This is a genomic window from Acidobacteriota bacterium, assembly GCA_028875725.1.
Lineage (GTDB): Bacteria > Acidobacteriota > Thermoanaerobaculia > Multivoradales > Multivoraceae > Multivorans.
On the sequence record JAPPCR010000023.1, the window covers coordinates 561,917 to 575,997 of the forward strand.

15 protein-coding genes are annotated in these 14,081 nt (G+C 67.0%); 4 read left to right on the forward strand and 11 right to left on the reverse strand.

From position 1 onward, the window contains the following. Window positions 1-11: 11 nt before the first annotated feature. Genes OXI49_17980 through OXI49_17990 form a run of 3 tightly spaced genes read right to left on the reverse strand, consistent with a single transcriptional unit; the run spans window position 12 to window position 2,734 of the window. Window positions 12-773, reverse strand: a complete 762-nt coding sequence (locus OXI49_17980; GenBank protein MDE2692387.1) for an ABC transporter ATP-binding protein — start codon at window positions 771-773, stop codon at window positions 12-14. Further along, window positions 770-1,846 carry a branched-chain amino acid ABC transporter permease gene (locus tag OXI49_17985; GenBank protein MDE2692388.1) on the reverse strand — a complete coding sequence of 359 codons (1,077 nt, stop codon included), beginning with the start codon at window positions 1,844-1,846 and terminating at the stop codon, window positions 770-772. The genes OXI49_17980 and OXI49_17985 overlap by 4 nt, the downstream gene beginning before the upstream one ends. A gap of 15 nt (window positions 1,847-1,861) precedes the next feature. After that, a complete protein-coding gene (locus tag OXI49_17990; GenBank protein ID MDE2692389.1) occupies window positions 1,862-2,734 on the reverse strand; it encodes a branched-chain amino acid ABC transporter permease in 873 nt (290 codons plus the stop codon). 105 nt (window positions 2,735-2,839) lie between these two features. Here OXI49_17990 and OXI49_17995 point away from each other — a divergent pair, with 105 nt between their 5' ends. Continuing rightward, window positions 2,840-4,672: a DUF3604 domain-containing protein gene (locus OXI49_17995; protein MDE2692390.1), complete on the forward strand. Its 1,833-nt coding sequence runs from the start codon at window positions 2,840-2,842 to the stop codon at window positions 4,670-4,672. 30 nt (window positions 4,673-4,702) lie between these two features. On the opposite strand, the gene OXI49_18000 is transcribed toward OXI49_17995, so the two are convergent. After that, window positions 4,703-5,458, reverse strand: a complete 756-nt coding sequence (locus OXI49_18000; GenBank protein MDE2692391.1) for a hypothetical protein — start codon at window positions 5,456-5,458, stop codon at window positions 4,703-4,705. A gap of 27 nt (window positions 5,459-5,485) precedes the next feature. After that, the gene (locus tag OXI49_18005) at window positions 5,486-5,950 is read right to left on the reverse strand and encodes a glycine/sarcosine/betaine reductase selenoprotein B family protein (GenBank protein ID MDE2692392.1); all 465 of its coding nucleotides are present in this window, start codon (window positions 5,948-5,950) and stop codon (window positions 5,486-5,488) included. A 142-nt stretch (window positions 5,951-6,092) separates the two neighbouring features. Here OXI49_18005 and OXI49_18010 point away from each other — a divergent pair, with 142 nt between their 5' ends. Next, window positions 6,093-7,595, forward strand: coding sequence for an NAD-dependent succinate-semialdehyde dehydrogenase (locus OXI49_18010; protein ID MDE2692393.1), 1,503 nt, complete (start codon window positions 6,093-6,095; stop codon window positions 7,593-7,595). 19 nt (window positions 7,596-7,614) lie between these two features. Here the strand turns inward: OXI49_18010 and OXI49_18015 are convergent, their stop codons facing one another. The 5 genes from OXI49_18015 to OXI49_18035 form a co-directional block, all read right to left on the reverse strand. Next, window positions 7,615-8,973 carry an MmgE/PrpD family protein gene (locus tag OXI49_18015; GenBank protein ID MDE2692394.1) on the reverse strand — a complete coding sequence of 453 codons (1,359 nt, stop codon included), beginning with the start codon at window positions 8,971-8,973 and terminating at the stop codon, window positions 7,615-7,617. A gap of 2 nt (window positions 8,974-8,975) precedes the next feature. After that, window positions 8,976-10,166, reverse strand: a complete 1,191-nt coding sequence (locus OXI49_18020) for an acyl-CoA dehydrogenase family protein (GenBank protein MDE2692395.1) — start codon at window positions 10,164-10,166, stop codon at window positions 8,976-8,978. 69 nt (window positions 10,167-10,235) lie between these two features. Next, complete coding sequence (locus OXI49_18025; protein ID MDE2692396.1) at window positions 10,236-11,138, reverse strand: alpha/beta hydrolase; 903 nt, start codon at window positions 11,136-11,138, stop codon at window positions 10,236-10,238. Beyond that, on the reverse strand, window positions 11,138-11,482 hold the full coding sequence (locus OXI49_18030) for a hypothetical protein (GenBank protein ID MDE2692397.1): 345 nt from the start codon (window positions 11,480-11,482) through the stop codon (window positions 11,138-11,140). Before OXI49_18030 ends, OXI49_18025 begins: the two co-directional genes overlap by 1 nt. Beyond that, the gene (locus OXI49_18035; protein MDE2692398.1) at window positions 11,479-11,865 is read right to left on the reverse strand and encodes a hypothetical protein; all 387 of its coding nucleotides are present in this window, start codon (window positions 11,863-11,865) and stop codon (window positions 11,479-11,481) included. The genes OXI49_18030 and OXI49_18035 overlap by 4 nt, the downstream gene beginning before the upstream one ends. A 122-nt stretch (window positions 11,866-11,987) precedes the next feature. On the opposite strand from OXI49_18035, the gene OXI49_18040 reads away from it, so the two are divergent. Then, window positions 11,988-12,671, forward strand: coding sequence for a TlpA disulfide reductase family protein (locus tag OXI49_18040; GenBank protein ID MDE2692399.1), 684 nt, complete (start codon window positions 11,988-11,990; stop codon window positions 12,669-12,671). Continuing rightward, window positions 12,668-13,687 carry a TraB/GumN family protein gene (locus OXI49_18045; GenBank protein ID MDE2692400.1) on the forward strand — a complete coding sequence of 340 codons (1,020 nt, stop codon included), beginning with the start codon at window positions 12,668-12,670 and terminating at the stop codon, window positions 13,685-13,687. The genes OXI49_18040 and OXI49_18045 overlap by 4 nt, the downstream gene beginning before the upstream one ends. Before the next feature lie 7 nt (window positions 13,688-13,694). On the opposite strand, the gene OXI49_18050 is transcribed toward OXI49_18045, so the two are convergent. Continuing rightward, window positions 13,695-14,048, reverse strand: a complete 354-nt coding sequence (locus OXI49_18050; GenBank protein MDE2692401.1) for a tRNA-binding protein — start codon at window positions 14,046-14,048, stop codon at window positions 13,695-13,697. Window positions 14,049-14,081: the final 33 nt, after the last annotated feature.

Genomic DNA, 14,081 nt, shown 5'->3' on the forward strand with positions numbered 1-14,081 from the left:
TCGAGCAACACTCAATCCGCTCCCAGGTAGGCGTCGACGACGGCGGGGTTCTTCTGCACGTCCGCGGGGCTCCCCTCCGCGATCACGCGACCCTCGTTGAGGGCGAGCACCCGCCCCGCCACCCGGCTCACGAGACCCATGTCGTGCGCCACCATGACGACCGTGACGCCGAGATCGCGGTTGATGTCCTCGATCCAGAACCCCATGTCCTCGCTCTCCTCGGGGTTGAGCCCCGAGGTCGGCTCGTCGAGGAGCAGCAGCTTCGGCTCGAGGCAGAGCGCGCGGCCCACCTCCACGACCTTGCGCACGCCGTATGGCAGGTTCGCGATCCTCTGCTCGCGGTAGTGGGCGAGCTCGAGGAGGTCGATGACGTCTTCCACGCGGCGCCGGTGCTCGAGCTCCTCCCGCCTCACCGCGGGGAGGAACAGGAGGTGGGACAGCGCGGTCGAGCGCCGGTGGACATGACGGCCGATAAGGAGGTTCTGCAGAACGGTGGCGTGCTCGAAGAGCTCGATGTTCTGGAAGGTGCGCGCGAGGCCGAGCGGTGCGATGCGATGCGCCGGCAGCGAGGTGATGTCGCGGCCCGCGAAGCGAACGCTCCCGCCGTCGGGGGAGTAGATGCCGCTCACCAGGTTGAAGAGCGTCGTCTTGCCGGCTCCGTTCGGTCCGATGATGGCGAACACCTCGCCCTCCTCGACCTCGAAGCTCACGTCGTCGACGGCACGAATGCCCCCGAAGCTGATCGACAGGTCCGTAACGGCGAGGTAGCTCACCTCAGTCGCTCCGTGCGCAGGTAGGTCTTCTGGCGCCGGTGCGTCGCCCGGCGATAGAGCGGGAACAACTGGAAGTAGCTCTTGATCTTGAGCCAGCGGCCGAAGATGCCCTGGGGCTCGAACAGGATCACCAGCACGAGGATGAGGCCGAAGATGCCCGGCTCGAGGCCGGGAGCCTGTGCGATCTGCGGCGGCAGCGTGTCGCGGGCGATGGCGAGGAGCTGAGGCAGAAAGCCGATGAAGAGCGCGCCGTAGATGACGCCCCGCATCGAGCCGACCCCGCCGACGACCACCATCAGGAGGAGCTGCAGCGAGATGAGGAACGTGAAGGCATCGGGCGAGAGGTAGCCGAGGCGATGCGCGAAGAGAGCGCCGGCCAGGCCGGTGATGCCGGCGCTGAGAGCGAAAGCGAAGGTCTTGTAGACGGCCAGGTTGATGCCGACGCTCTCCGCCGAGATCTCCGAGTCACGGATGGCGACCATGGCTCTTCCGGTCGAGGACCGCAGGATGTTGAGCGCCGCGAAGAGGGTCACGACGAGGAGCGTGAGCGTCAGGTAGTAGTGCTGCCAGCCCTGCGTGAGCGGCATCCCGAAGAGGCTCGCCTGCGGAACGGCGAGGCCGCGAAAGCCCCCGGTGAGCCACTCGGCGCGCGAGATCGTCTGCTCGGTGAGCATGGCGAAGGCCAGGGTGGCGATGGCGAGATAGATGCCCGTCATCCGGAGCGCGATCCACCCCACGCCGGCGCCGACGAGCGCCGAGACCAGGACCGCCGCGACGATCGAGAGAAGGAACGGGAGACCGGCGCCCAGAAGCAGCGAGTGGGTATAGGCGCCGATCGCCAGAAACGCCGCGTGGCCCAGGCTCACCTGGCCGGTGTAGCCAACGAGCAGCATCAGACCGACGCCGGCGATGGCGTAGATCATCACCAGGTTGAGCTCGCCCAGATAGAAGGTACCGAGCGCCGCCGGCGCCGCGGCGGCCAGCACCAGGAGCAGGCCGTACCAGAACCGGTCGCCACCGTGCTTGAGGTGGTCGATGTCCTGGTTGTAGTGGGTCTTGAAGAGGAACCGCATGATGCTCGCTGGCCGTCAGACCTTCTTTCGCTGAATCTGCGCGAACAGACCTTCGGGCCGCAGGATCAAGGCGAGAATGAGAATGCCGTAGGCGGCCATCTCCTGGAAACCGGCGGGCAGGTAGACCCCCGCGACCTGCTCGGCGATCCCGATGATCCAACCGCCGAGCAGCGCGCCGGGGATCGAGCCGAAGCCGCCGATCACCGCGGCCGCGAAGGCCTTGATCCCGATGAATCCCATCCCGGGCTGGACGAGCGAGACGGGCGCCAGGAGGATCCCGGCCACGGCGGCGACTCCGGCGGAGATCGCCCACACCAGAGAGAAGACTCGCTTGACCGGGATGCCGACGTAGTAGGCCGCGAGCTGGTTCTGCGACGTGGCCTGCATGCCGATGCCGAGCCGCGTGTGGCGGAAGAAGAGGAAGAGCACGACGCAGAGGACGAGGGTGCCCAGGAGGATCGCGAGGTTCTCGTAGCTCACGACGACCTCGCCGACACGCAGCGACTCGCCGGTGTACGGAGTCGGAAAGCTCCGCGGGTCGTAGCCCCACACCAGTCCCGCCACGGCGCGGAAGATGAAGCCCAGCCCGATCGTCAGCATCACGATGGCGAACTGCGGCTCGCCCAGAACGCGGCGTAGCACGAAGGCGTCGAGCAGATAGCCGAAGACCGCCAGCGCCAGGACCGACAGCAACAACCCCAGCGCCCAGGGCAGACCGAAGTCGCCGATCAGGGTCACCGCCATGAAGGCGCCCAGCATCATGAGATCGCCCTGGGCGAAATTCACCATCTCGGTCGCCTTGTAGACGAGGACGAAGCCGAGAGCGATCAGGCCGTAGATGCAGCCGACGGCCAGACCATTGATGAGAACCTGCAGGAGCTGACTCAGAGTGACTCCTTCACCGGCCCGCGTCCCGCGTGCCCGGCTTCCCTGTGCCGGATTCCGGACCGGACGGAGTATAGCCTTGGCCACCTACCAACACGGGAGAGAACGATGGCGAGAAGAGTCCATCGCATCGCCGCGCTGGCGGTCTGCGTATCGTGCGCCACGGCCGGCGCCGCAAGCGGGCAGCGCAATGCCTACTTCGGCGATCTGCACATCCATACCCGTTATTCCTTCGACGCGTTCGTTTTCGGCACCCGCGCTTCGCCCGACGACGCCTACAGCTATGCGCGCGGGGAGGCGATCAAACATCCCGCCGGCTACCGGATCCAGCTCGATCGCCCGCTCGATTTCTACGCCGTCACCGATCACGGGATGTACCTGGGGGCGTTTTCGGCCATGACCGATCCTGCCCATCCGCTCCACGGTGCTTCCGAAAGCCGTCGCTTCTTCGATCCGAAAGACGTCGACGAAAGACGCGCGGCCTTTCGATCCGCCGGCGCGTTTCTCAGGGAGCATCCCGACCCCGGGGCCTCACGTTCGGCATGGCGGGAGATCATCGAGTCGGCGGAGCGCAACTACGAGCCGGGCAAGCTCACCACCTTCGTCGCCTACGAGTTCACGTCGTCATACCCCCCGGGGGCCAATCAACACCGCAACGTCATCTTTCGCGGCGCGAACGTGCCCGACCAGCCCTTCAGTCGGCTCGACTCGCCGAACCCCGAGGATCTCTGGGACTGGCTCGAAGGTTTGCGAGCACGGGGCATCGAGGCGCTCGCCATCCCCCACAACTCGAACCAGAGCGATGGCTACAGGTTCGCGCGCCAGAAGCTGTCCGGGGAGCGATTCGACGAGGCGTACGCCCGACTCCGGATGCGCAATGAACCACTGGTGGAGATGACACAGGTCAAGGGCACCTCGGAAACACACCCGCTGCTTTCCCCCAACGACGAGTGGGCCGACTTCGAGATCATTCTTCTCACCCCGGAAGAATCGAGCTTCGACAGAATCCGCGGAGGCTACGTGCGCGACGCCTACCTGGCTGGTCTCGAGTTCGAGGAGAGGGAGGGCTTCAACCCCTACCGGTTCGGGATGATCGGTGCGAGCGACAGCCACAATGCAGGAGCCTCGTACGAGGAGTCGTCCCATATCGGCAAGGTCGGCTTCCTCGATGGGATGCCGGTGGGGCGGGGATCCGTACCCCCCGAAGGAGCTACCAGTTGGAAGGACGTGGAGGAAGCCGCCGAATCCGACGCGACCTCACGGCCCCCACAGGAGATGTTCTCGACCTGGGGCGCTTCCGGCCTGGCGGGCGTGTGGGCCGAGGAGAACACCCGCGAATCGATCTACGACGCCTTCCGTCGCAAGGAGACGTTCGCGACCACCGGACCGCGCATCCGGGTGCGCTTCTTCGCCAGCTACGGCTTCGATGACGATCCGTTTCAGGACGTGGAACTCGTGGCGAAGGCCTACGAGCACGGAGTACCGATGGGCGGCGACCTCCCTGCCCGGCACAGCGGCGTGCCGCAGTTCCTGGTCTGGGCGGTGCAGGACCCCGAGTCGGCGAAGCTCCAGCGCGTGCAGGTGATCAAGGGCTGGATCGAGGACGGCCAGCCACAGGAAAGTGTCTACGATGTCGCCTGCTCCGACGGCCTGGAGGTCGACTCCGAGACCCACCGCTGCCCCGACAACGGCGCTCAGGTCGATCTTGCCGACTGCAGCGTCAGCCCCGACGTCGGTTCAACCGAGCTCATGACGCTCTGGACCGACCCCGACTTCGACCGTAGCCAGCACGCCTTCTACTACCTGCGAGCCCTGGAGAATCCGACCTGCCGCTGGTCGACGTGGGATGCGATACGGGCGGGAACTCCACCTCGACCCGGCCTCGCACTCACCCTTCAGGAGCGCGCCTACTCCTCTCCCATCTGGTCGGTACCGAACTGAGGAAGAGCTAGCTTTCAAGAGCGCCTACCCTCAGATGTAGGGCTCGACGCCGGGCATCAAGACATCCATGTAGACGCGGGGGACCATGGCGCGGCGGCCGAACATGCCGAGCGCGCGGTGCTCCGAGCCGGCGAGTCGCACTGCCGCTGCGCCGATGAGGCGGGCCAGCGCCGTCTCGCGCCAGAACCAGTCCCGGAGCTCGAGTGACGTCGCCCGGCCAGGGCGGCCCTGGGCCGCCTCCATGTACCAGGTGCGCAGGTCGTCGCAGCCGAGGCGCACCCACTCGGGGAGCGGCAGGTTCGTGGCGACCGACGGGTCGTTCGCGCCGCCCGCCAGTTCGCCCAGTCCGCGCACGATCTGTTCGTGGCTCAGGCCGCTCGCCGGCGGCGCGGATCGACCGCGCCGCGCCGCGTAGACCTCCTGCCAGGGCGCGAGGCGCCGCAGTTCCGCGAGGACCTCGCCTGCCAGCCCGGCATCGTCGCCGGCGGCCCCGGCGAACGAGACCGGACAGGACCAGCCTGGGCCGTCGTCGGCCGCGCCGTCGGTGGCGGCGGGCGCGTCGTCGGGAAAGTCCTCCAGGACGACCGGGCCGTCCCGCCGCTCCAGCAACCCCAGCGCCGAGCGCAGCACGCGGCGCTGGAAGTCCGGTTCACGGGGCGCGCCGAACGGCCGGCCCAACTCGAACGGCACCCACAGGAACCGGGGCAGTTCCATCCGCTCCGTGTTGACCCGCACCAGGCTGATGCCCGTCGTCGCGATGCCTTCGTCTTCGAGGAAGTGACTCACCGCGCCCACGGCGCGGGTGCAGTTCGGTCATACAGGACAGAGGCAGACAGCCTCCACCTCGTCCTCCCTGAGCCGTGCGGCGAGTTCGCGCACCGTCGGTTCGATCGCCTCGGGAGGCCAGCCGGCGCCCATCAGCGAGTAGTGGAAGTCGGCCACCGACCCGATCTCCCCCTCGCTCTCCAGTTCGCGCAGCCGGTCGAGCGGGAACACGACGTTCACGTCCTCCCGGAAACCGGTCCGGTCGAAGTGGACGGACGAGTGCGTCATCGTCAGGTCGCTGGTCGAGATCGAGCCGGGAATCACCCGGTAGCTCAGGTCGACCGTCGAGAAGGCCTGATCGCCCACCCGGTGAAGGCCGGCCGAAGTCACGAGCGCCACCCGCCGCTCCGCCAGCGGCGGACCCTCGACCCACGGCCGAGTCGCGAACGGCAGGCACTCCTTCGCCGCCACGTGAGCGGCTTCGACTTCGGCCATGTCGGACAGTCGGACCATCGCGTCTCCTCGTGCAGCCGGAGGCTGACACAATCGAGCGGCCTTGCCACCCGGCGCGGACGTTGCGGCCGCTCTGTAGGATCCATCCGCCGTGCCGACTGCCGGTGCGCCGGCCTTGGCCAATCAGCAGGGAGTGACGTCCATGACTATCGCCGCCTCCGTAGACACCCGCGTCCCCACGTCCCTCCCCGACCTGGTCGACCCGGGTCTGCTCCGGTCCCAGGCCTACATCGATGGCCAGTGGGTCGACGCCGACTCCGGCGAGACCTTCGCCGTCGAGAACCCGGCCAACGGCGAAGTCCTGGCCGACGTCGCCAACTGCGGCGCGGCCGAGACCCGGCGCGCGATCGCGGCGGCGGGCCGCGCCCTGAAGAGCTGGCGCCAGACCACCGTCAAGGAGCGCGCCGCGCTGCTGCGCCGCTGGTTCGACCTGATGATGTCGAGCCAGGAAGACCTGGCGCGGATCCTGACCGCCGAGCAGGGCAAGCCGCTGGCCGAGTCCCGCGGCGAGATCGCCTACGGCGCGAACTACGTCGAGTGGTTCGCCGAGGAGGCCAAGCGCGTCTACGGCGACACGATCCCCGGGCCGTCCAACGACAAGCGGATCGTCGCGATCCGGCAGCCGATCGGCGTCGTGGCGGGCATCACCCCCTGGAACTTCCCGAACGCCCTGCTCACCCGGAAGATCGCGCCGGCCCTGGCCGCCGGCTGCACCGTGGTCTGCAAACCGGCGAACGAGACGCCGCTCTCCGGCTTCGCGCTGGCCGAACTCGCCGAGAGCGCCGGCATTCCCGCGGGCGCCGTCAACATCCTCTGCGGCAAGACGGAGGAGATCGGCCGGGAGCTGACCTCCAACCCGACCGTCCGCAAGCTCAGCTTCACCGGCTCCACCGCGGTCGGCAAGCTGCTCATGGCCCAGTGCGCCGGCACGATGAAGCGCACGTCGATGGAGCTCGGCGGCAACGCGCCGTTCATCGTCTTCGACGACGCGGACCTCGACGCGGCGGTCGAAGGCGCGATGATCTGCAAGTTCCGGAACGCCGGCCAGACCTGCGTCTGCGCCAACCGCATCTTCGTCCAGGAGGGCGTCTACGACGAGTTCACCGACAAGCTCGCCGAGGCCGTGGCCGGCATGAAGATGGGCGACGGCACCGAAGACGGCGTGACGATCGGACCGCTCATCCACCGCCAGGCCGCCGACAAGGTGATGGGCTTCATCGAAGACGCCGTCGACCGCGGCGCCACCATCGAGTCCGGCGGCGGACCCTCCGATCTCGGCGAGTGCTTCCTCGAACCCACGATCCTCTCCGGCGTGACGGACGACATGCGCTGCTTCCGCGAAGAGGTCTTCGGCCCCGTCGTGCCGCTGATGAAGTTCAGCACCGAAGAAGAAGCGATCGCCATGGCCAACGACACCGAGTTCGGCCTGGCCAGCTACTTCTACGCCCGCGACGTCGGCCGCATCTGGCGCGTCAGCGAGGCGCTGGAGTACGGCATCGTGGGGATCAACGAAGGCATCATCTCCAACGAGATGGCCCCCTTCGGCGGCGTCAAGGAATCCGGCCAGGGCCGGGAGGGGTCGAAGTACGGCTTGGACGACTACCTCGAGATCAAGTACATGTGCATCGGGGGGATCGAGGCGTAGGAACCCTCAAGCCGCCTCGCTACACGGCTTCGCGAGAAATGGCGGCGAGCCCAGTGAGATCGCGAACGTCCCCCACCGCGTCCAGCCGCAACGACACCTCCCGCAACCGATCACTCGCCTCCGTCCCCAGCAACGGCGCCGTCAGCCCGGTCATCTTCACCGCCAGCTTCGCTCCCTGCGCTTCCAGGTCCGTAGCCGGGATCCCCGTGTCATGGAACTCCTCGAGCGAGTGTCCATTCGCGCGCAGCTCGACCCGGGCCTGCGTGTGACCAAGCCCGCGATCCGTCCGCACCTCGACCCTGTCGATCATCCGCACGACCTCGGGATCGTCGAGCGTCTCATCAACAAACGTCCCGGTGTCCGTCGTGTCGATCCCCAGCATCGCCAGCGACGTCGTGGCAACCAGGCTGAACTTCGCCTCCAGCCCGGTCTTCGGCTCCGGAATGCCGCAGACGTCGAGCAACCCCGGATGCACCGTGACGACCGCCTTCTCGACATCCCCCGCCGCGACCCCCTCGGCCGCCAACCGCGGCCGCAGCCGCCCAACCGACTCGATGGCCGCATGCGTCAGGTAGCAAGCCGCGTGGTACTTGAACAGCGTGTCCTCGATCAGGAAGCGGTCGTCCTGCTCCTCGAGCCGCTCCCAGTTGACCTCCTCGTGGCCCGAGGCCGCCGCGTCGGCGTAGCCCTGCCGGCCGTCGACAGCTTCGGGGTTCGAGGTGAAGCCCCGCATCGCCAGCCGCGCCGACAGCAGGCCGCGCTCGGCGGCGTGACCGGCGTGGAACGGCTTCGTCATCGTGCCGAAGTTCGCCTTGAGGCCGCTCGCCTGCGATGCGGCCAGCCCAAGCGCGTGCGCGAACTGCTCGTTGCTCGCGCTCATCAGGTGGCATGCCGCGGCCGCGGCGCCATGGACGCCGATCGTCGACGTCGAGTGCCAGCCCTTCTTGTAGGCAACGCCTCCGATGAGTGCGCCGACCCGCGACTCCACCTCCACGCCGACGACGAAGGCGACCAGCAGCCGCTCGCCGCTCGCGCCCATCTCCTGGGCTTGCGCCAGGGCAGCCGGGAACACCGGCACAGTCGGATGCCCGCCCATCATGCTGTGCGTGTCGTCGAAGTCCAGTGCGTGACCGGCCGCGCCGTTGACCAGTGCGGCAACCCCTGGCGCGCACCGTAACTCCGTGCCCACGATGGAGCACGGTCCGGCCTGGCCGCCGAGCTCATCACGCAGGATCCCGGACAGCGGCTCGCGGCTGCCGACCAGCGCGCAACCGAACCAGTCGAGCACGCACTGGCCCGCGACGGTGCGGGCCGACTCGGGAATGTCGTCCAGGGTCAGGCGACCGAAACGGTCCCAGAGATGGTTGGCAAGTCTCATCGTCAACTCCTCCTCGACGGCTTCCCCAGCAGCGCGTCGGACACGATCTTCAGCATGATCTCCGACGTCCCCTCGAAGATCTTCGTCAGCCTCGCGTCGCGCCAGTAGCGCTCGACCGGGTAGTCCGTCGTGTAGCCGGCGCCGGCCAGCACCTGCAGCGCGTCGGAGCACACCCGCTCCGACATCTCGGCGGCGTAGTACTTCACCATCGCCGCCTCCTTGGCGCAGGACACGCCGGTGTCGATCTTGGCGCAGACCGAGTAGTTCAACTGGCGCGCCGCCTCGACCTCGGCCGCCATGTTCGCGATCTTGAAGCGGATCGCCTGGAAGTCGGCGATCGGCCGCCGGAACTGGATGCGCTCCTTCGAGTAGGCGATCGCCTGCTCCAGCGCACCCTGGGCGAGGCCGATCGAGCGCGCCGCCGTGTGGGCCCGGGCGCTCTCGAGTCCGCGCGCCATGCCGTAGAACGCCTGGCCCTTGGCCTCCTTCTGGCGCTTCGTGATCGGCACGCGGACGTTCTCGAAGTGGAGTTCCCAGGTCTTCCACCCGTGGTACCCGATCTTCGGGATCGGCGAGCCGGTGACGCCCTCGGGCAGCTCGCCGGGCGGCTTCTCGATGCCGATCCCGGTCAGCGCGGCGTGGCGCTTCGACGGGTCGCCCTCCGTCCGCGCAATGACCTGGATGAAGTTCGCCCCATCCGCGAACGTGCACCAGTACTTGTTGCCGGTGATCACCCAGTGGTCGTCCTCGACCCGCGCCCGGCAGGTGATCGACGAGATGTCCGAGCCGACCTCCGGCTCCGACATGGCGAGCGCGCCGAGGTACTTGCCCTGCGCCATCAGCTCGATGCGCTTCCGCCGCTCCTCGCCCTCGAACGGGATCGAGCGGTAGAAGCCGTTACCGCGGGCGATGATGCTCGCCACGCTCATCCAGCCCCGCGCCAGCTCCTCGGCCACCAGGCAGTACTCGAACGCGCCCAGCCCGGCGCCACCGTACTCCTCCGGGATCACGATGCCGAAGAAGCCCAGCTCGCCCATCTGGTCGATCAACGACTGCGGGATCGACTCCTTCTTCGGGTCGAGCTCGTTGGCGACCGGGAGGACCTCCCTGTCCGTGAAGTCCCGCGCGATCCGGCGGAGCATCTCGCGCTCCGGGGTCATGTAACCGACGGCGGCGGGTGAAATGTCGTTCATGGCGCGATCATCGCTCCTGTTCGCTCAGGAACTCGTCGATCTCGGCTCGCGACATGGCCGGCATGATGACTAGCTACCCGCGGCCGCAGCCGGAGAAAAGTCCGGCGAGCCCAGCCGCGTCTGATCGCCGACGATCTCCGCCAGCACCGGCTCGATGTAGCCGTAGAACCGCTCCGGGTCCTCGGACATCGGGAAGTGGCCCAGGCCCTTCATCGTCCGGTACGTCGCGCCCTCGATCTGCGCGGCAACTTCTTTGGACGCCTCGGGCGGCGTGGCCGCGTCGTACTCGCCGGTCAGCAGGAACACCCGCGTCTGCGACGTGTCGATCTCCGAGGCGCGATCGCCAAGGTCGTGGTCGGTGCCCCAGTAGAAGAGGTCGCCCCGGAACACGCGCGGCGCGCCCTGGCTGTAGCACCAGCCGACCTCACGGCGGAACGCCTCGGGCGCCTCTGGCGACGTGATGCCGATCATCAGCTCGCCCTTGTAGCCGTTGTTGATCTCGGGGTGGTCGAGCAGGTCGATGTTGCCGGGGTCCGACTTGATCGCCGCCTCCAGCCCGATGACGGCCTGGAACAGCCCCGCGCGGTGCAGGGCGAGGTCGAGCGCCAAATGACCGCCGATCGAACTGCCCATGTAGACCGGGTCTTCGAGCTGGAGTTCGCCGACGAAGGCGGCGACGAAGTCGAGCAGGAAGCTCTTCGTCAGCCTGTACTCCTGCTTCCACCACTCGACGCCCGCCGGCGGCACGGACTTGGCGTGGTAGGGCAGGTCGTAGGCCAGCAGGTGGAAGTGCCGGCCGATCCGCTCGTCTTCCAGCTGGTGGCGCCACTGGCGGCCGTCGGAGCCGGCGGTGTGCTGGAGCACCAGCGGGATGCCGTCCGGGTTCCCGGCCGACTCGAAGTAGACCTCGTAGGAAACGCCCTGAACTTCGAGGTCCAGGTAGCGGCCGACGCGTTTCGCGAACGTGGGCATCAGGCCGCCGCCCGCTGGTCGCCGAGGAGCATCCGCTTCACGTCGCCGTTCGTCTGCTGACTCAGGATGAACAGGTAGAGCGTGAGGATTGGCGCCCCAAGGAGGAGGCCCCCGACACCGAGCACCAAGCCGCCCGGCGTGAAGTTGTTACGCCAGGCCATCCAGAACCCGGAGAGGATCAGCATGCCCATGAAGTCCAGGTTGAACTGGCCCGGCCACCCCACTTCGGCGATGTCGCCGAAGAAGACGCCGAACAGGCCCAGGCCATGCTCCATGGCGACGAACACCGTGTAGACGACGATCACGCCGAAGATGAGGCCAAGCAACAGGCGAAACGCGTTCATGCGGAAGCTCCCTCGGTTGGGTTGGACATCTCGCGCAGCACACCGACCAGCCGGCGCAGCGCCGGGTAGTAGGCGGCGTAGTCGAGCTGCTCGCGGTTCAGCTCGATGCCGTGATGCACGCTGGCAAAGAACGGGTCCTGGTAGAAGGGCCGCGGCACCTCGCGGAGGAGTTCGCGCCACTCCTCCTCCGGACCGGCGATGAAGACGTCGGCCGGGCTGTCCGCCTCGCACGGCTCGACCGCGGCAACCGCGCCGTCCTCGAAGCGGATCGCGTGGTGCCGGTCGCCCACGCTCAGCCGCAGGCTCGCCGTCCAGTGCCGGATCGTGTACCGGAACTCGGCGTCCTGCTCCAGGGTCGATTTCAGGTTGTTCCAGGGAATCATCCCGGAATCGTAGCGCGCAGAACCACTGGGAGCGCCGGCGTCCCCGCCGGCATCCGGAACGACGCGACGCGAAGTGGCGACCGCTTTCCGCGGGGTGCGTCCGCGACACGAACGAAACAAAGGTGCCGGTCGCACCGTTAGAGGAGCGAAAGACTCCGCCAGTGTTCGATGGCGCGTACCGCCGAGAGGAGCTATGGATGGCTCAGGAAAGACGTTCTCTACCGGCATCTCTGGGGGTGTTAGTCGTCCTGCTGGTCGGTGGCTCACAGGCGTCCCTGGCTGGATCTCCGGGCAGCCCGGCCATCGACCATCTCCTGGAGCCCGAGTCGGTCGTGCCGGTGACTTCAGCCGAGTTCGAGGCCATCCTGGAGCACCATCGGGGTAACGCGGTCATCGTCAACTTCTGGGCCACCTGGTGCGCGCCCTGCCTGAAGGAACTGCCGGATCTCGATCGGCTTCAGCAGGAGTACCACGACCAGGGCTTGAAGGTGATCGCTGTCTCCATCGACCGACCGAAGACGCTCGAGAAGATGGTGCAGCCTTACTCTGCGAAGCACGCACCGAACCTTGTTTCGTACCTTGCTGTAGGCGAGAAGAAGTCGGTCTCCCGGATAGGCAGCTTCAGGGCCGCGCGGAAGCTTGTGCACACCATCTACTCGGAGTGGGACGGCAAGGTTCCCGCGACTGTCGTCTTGGATGCGGGAGGCGCTCGGTTGACGGCTTTCACAGGATCGAGAACGTATTCGGAGTTCAAGACCTTCGTGCAGGAGCACCTGGAGGCACTACCGAAAGGAAACCCTCGGTGATCTGGAGAGCCTTGCTACTCGCGGCCTCGGCGGCAGTGCCGGGAGCAATCGCCCAGGAGGACGACGCATCCCAGCCCACCCCAGTGGATGTCGTCGAGGAAGAGATCAAGGTCGTGGGAGATCTCCCTGGGCCGCCCCTCTGGAAGGTCACCAGGGACGACCACGTCTTGTGGATCCTTGGTACTCCAGAGTGGGTGCCGGACGATCTACTCTGGCAATCGGACTCCGTCGAACACATGCTGGCCCACTCCAGCGAGTTGCTGACATCCCCAGCCGTGGCCGTCACGGCGTCAAACCCGGTCCGAGTCATGCGGGCCCTCAGGCAATACAGGCGCACACGACGAATCCCGGACCGTGGAGCCCTGGAGGACCTGCTGTCAGAGGACCTGTACAAGCTCTTTCAGGAAACCAGCCTCAGATACGCGCCGAAGCGAAACGATCTCGAGAGATTACGGCCTAGCGTCGTGGCCAAGGAGCTCTTCGACTCCGCGGCACAATCCGCAGGCCTGGAGCCAGGCCGTACGATTCATCGGGAAATCGAGAAGAGAGCCAGGAAGCGCAACGTCAAGGAGGTCGCAACGGTACTCTCCCAGCGCTACAAGGATTCGCCTATTGTCGATTCGATCGAGGAAATGTCGGCCACTGTGGAGCGAACCTGTCTTGAGAAACGTCTTCAAGGTCTCGATGCCCAGCTCGAGGCGCTGACGCGTCTTGCCGCTGCCTGGGCCGAAGGCGATCTCGCTTCGCTTAGGGCCCATCCAGGCGATCCGGCCACGGAGGCCTGCGATCCCTGGCGACTGGCCCTCGACTCAGAGGAGCTGAACCGGATGGACTCGCGGAGCTGGGAACTCTGGCTCGAGAACGCCGATCGCGCATTGAGCAACAACGACTCCACTTTCGCCATCCTGCCTCTCAAAGCCCTGCTCCGGGCAGACGGACTTCTGTCGCGGCTCCGAGAGAGAGGCTATGAAGTCGTGGAGCCCGACGAAACTCCTCTGGGCGAAGAGGGAGGCTAGGGCCTTCTCAACCAGCCCGAGCGCCGTTCGGCACCGGCCGCTCCGGGAGCAACAACGCCGGTTGAATCCCGTCCTCGTAGCCGACGTCGAAGATCATGCCCTCCGAGATCTCCCCCATCATCTTCCTCGGCTCCAGGTTGACGATGAACAACGCCTGACGACCTTCGATCTCGGCCGGGTCTTCGCGCTCCTGTTTCATCCCCGCGAGGATCGTCCGCTTGTGGTCGCCGAAGTCGACCCTGAGTCGCACGAGCTTGCTGGACCCTTCGACATCCGTGACGCTCTCGATCGTGCCGACCCGAGCGTCGAGCTGGTTGACGACATCGATACTGATTGCGGGCTTGACCTCCGCGGGCTTCATTTCGTTCAAGCGATCCTCCCGGGGAGCTTCGGT